The sequence below is a fragment of the Patulibacter medicamentivorans genome, assembly GCF_000240225.1.
Taxonomy (GTDB): Bacteria; Actinomycetota; Thermoleophilia; order Solirubrobacterales; family Solirubrobacteraceae; genus Patulibacter; species Patulibacter medicamentivorans.
On record NZ_AGUD01000177.1, the window covers coordinates 1 to 2,547 of the forward strand.

Genomic DNA, 2,547 nt, shown 5'->3' on the forward strand with positions numbered 1-2,547 from the left:
GACCGAGACCGCCGCCGACCGCGACCGCCAGCTGCTGCTGGGGGCGCTCGAGGCCGCTCGCGAGGAGATCCACGGCCTTCGCCGCAAGCTGGCCGAGGCGCGGCTGGACAGCGCCGACGCCGACGCCGGCGGCGCCCGCCGCCGCGACCGCGATCCGGCCGCCGGGGGACCGCGTCCGGCCGATCCCGAGCAGCTCGCGCGGCTGGCGATCCCGGTCGCCGTCGTTCGCGACGCGACCCGGGCCCACCACCTGGAGATCGTCGCCGCCTGGTTGGCGCGCGACCACGACGCCGGACGGCTGCAGCGGCCGCTCGGCGCGCTCGCCCTCGGCCCCGACTACGTCGAGGCGGTGCACGCCCACGAGGACCGGGTGCCGGCGGCGGCGGTCGCCGCGATCGCCGCCCGGATCGCGTCCGGCAAGCTGGGCGAGGCCGACGACCTCGACGTCCGCCCCGAGCTCGGCCGCGAGGGCGCCCCGGAGCGACGCGCGGACGACGGCGCGACGGGCTGGTCGTGCGCGCTCGGCGAGGACGGCGACCTGCGGCTGCGCTGGTGGACGCGGGACGACGGCGCGATCGAGCTGCGCGACCTGGCCGGTTGACCCCGATCCCGCGCCGGCGTCCTGATCGGCGAGCCCTGGCGCCGGCAGGCGCGCAGGACCATACTTATGGCGTGCGATGGTGGGACAGAGGAAGCCTTGACCTGCGTCTGATGGCATCGCTGCCCTGCCTGCCGAGCCGATCGCCCCGCCACCGCCGGCGCGCGATCGGGCCGCGCGCGAAGGGCCTGCACGATGAGCACGGACTCAGCCGGTCGATCCCCACGCCCTGACGGGGAGACCCGTCCGGACGAGGACGCCCGCCCGCTGCCGCGGCGGGCCCGCGACGGCGCGCCGATCGCCGCCCTGACGCCGGTCCCGGCTCCGAGCGGGCCACCCGCGACGCTCGACGACGTCGCCGCGCTCGCCGATCGGCTGCGACAGAGCGTCCGGCGCGGGATGCGGATCGGCGACGAGACCCTCGACGTGGTCCTGGCGACGCTGCTGGCCGGCGGCCACCTGCTGATCGAGGATCACCCCGGCGTCGGCAAGACGCGGCTGGCGCAGAGCCTGGCGCGGGCGATCGGCGGGTCGTTCGCGCGGGTCCAGGCGACCGTCGACCTGCTGCCGGGCGACGTGATCGGCGCCAGCGTCTGGCGGGCCGACAGCGGGACCTTCGAGTTCCGCCCCGGGCCGGTCTTCACCAACGTCCTGCTCGTCGACGAGATCAACCGCGCGACCCCGAAGACCCAGTCGGGGCTGCTCGAGGCGATGCAGGAGCGGCAGGCGACCGTCGACGGCGTCGTGCACCCGATCGCCGCGCCGTTCCTGGTCGTGGCGACGCAGAACCCGACGGCCGGCTTCGACGGCACCTACCCACTGCCTCCGGCGCAGCTCGATCGGTTCCTGGCGCGGGTCTCGCTCGGCTATCCCGAGGCCGATGCCGAGCTGTCGCTGCTGCGGGGCGAGGCCTCCGGCGACGTCGTCGCGGTCGCCGCGGGGGGCGACGTCGAGCGCGCCCAGGCCGCCGTCGCCGCGGTCCACGCCAGCGACCTGCTGCTGCGCTACCTGCTGAGCCTGCTGCGGGCGACGCGCGACCATCCGCTGGCGACGGTCGGGGCGAGCCCCCGCGCCGGCCTGCTGCTGCTGGCGGCGGCGCGAGCCCGGGCGGCGATCTCCGGGCGCGACTTCGTGCTCCCCGACGACGTCCAGACGCTGGCCCCGGCGGTCCTGACCCACCGCGTGCAGACCGCGACCGGCGACCCCGACGTGGTCGCCCAGGTCGTCGCCGACGCGCTCGCCGCGACCCCGGCGAGATGAGTCCGGCGGCGGCACCGGCGGCGACCGGGCGTCGTCGTTCGCGCCGCGCTCCGCCATGGCGCGCGCTGGGGCTGCTGGCGGGCGGCCTGGGGGCGTTCGCGCTCGCCGGGCTGCTGGGATCGGCGGCGCTGTTCGCGGTCGGCTCGGCGGCCCTGGCGGCGGTCGTCGGCGGCGCGCTGGTGGTCGGGCTCGGCGTCCGGCGGATTCGGGTCGCGCGCCGGATCGCGACCACCGAGCTGCGCGAGGGAGAGTCGCTGCGAATCGTGATCGAGGTGCTCCGCTCGCCCGGGGCAGCCGTCGACCTGGAGCTGCTCGACGGCGGCGGCCGCTGGGTCGGGGTGCCGGCCGCGGGCCGCGCCGTCGACGTCGCGATCGAGCGCCGGGGGACGTTCGCGGTCGCGCCCTCGCTGCTGCGGATCCGCGATCCGCTCGGGATCGTGGCGTGGCGGATCGCGGTCGGGGAGCCGCAGCCGGTCACCGTCCTGCCGCTGCCGACGGCGGTCGGCGAGCGCCACGCGGCGGCGCGGGCGGCCGGTCGCGACGTCGAGCCCGACGGCCTGCGGCCCTACGTGCCCGGGACGCCGATCGCCCGGGTCCACTGGCGATCGCTGGCGCGCGGCGGCGAGCTCCACGAGCGCCGGCTGGGCGCCGCGCCGAGCGACCTGCCGCTGGTGGTCGTCGACACCGCG

At 77.9% G+C, this 2,547-nt stretch carries 2 protein-coding genes and 1 pseudogene; all 3 read left to right on the forward strand.

Going from position 1 to position 2,547, the window contains the following annotated elements; genetic code table 11:
* Positions 1–601, forward strand: a 601-nt coding sequence (locus tag PAI11_RS27125; RefSeq protein WP_040599907.1) for a hypothetical protein, incomplete at its 5' end; no start/stop codon positions are given.
* Positions 602–793: 192 nt separating this feature from the next.
* Entirely contained in the window at positions 794–1,858 is a 1,065-nt protein-coding gene (locus PAI11_RS11035; protein WP_081488373.1) for an AAA family ATPase, read from the forward strand.
* Positions 1,855–2,547 (forward strand): annotated as a pseudogene (locus PAI11_RS11040) (hypothetical protein); the annotation flags it as partial. The gene PAI11_RS11035 and the pseudogene PAI11_RS11040, both read left to right, overlap by 4 nt.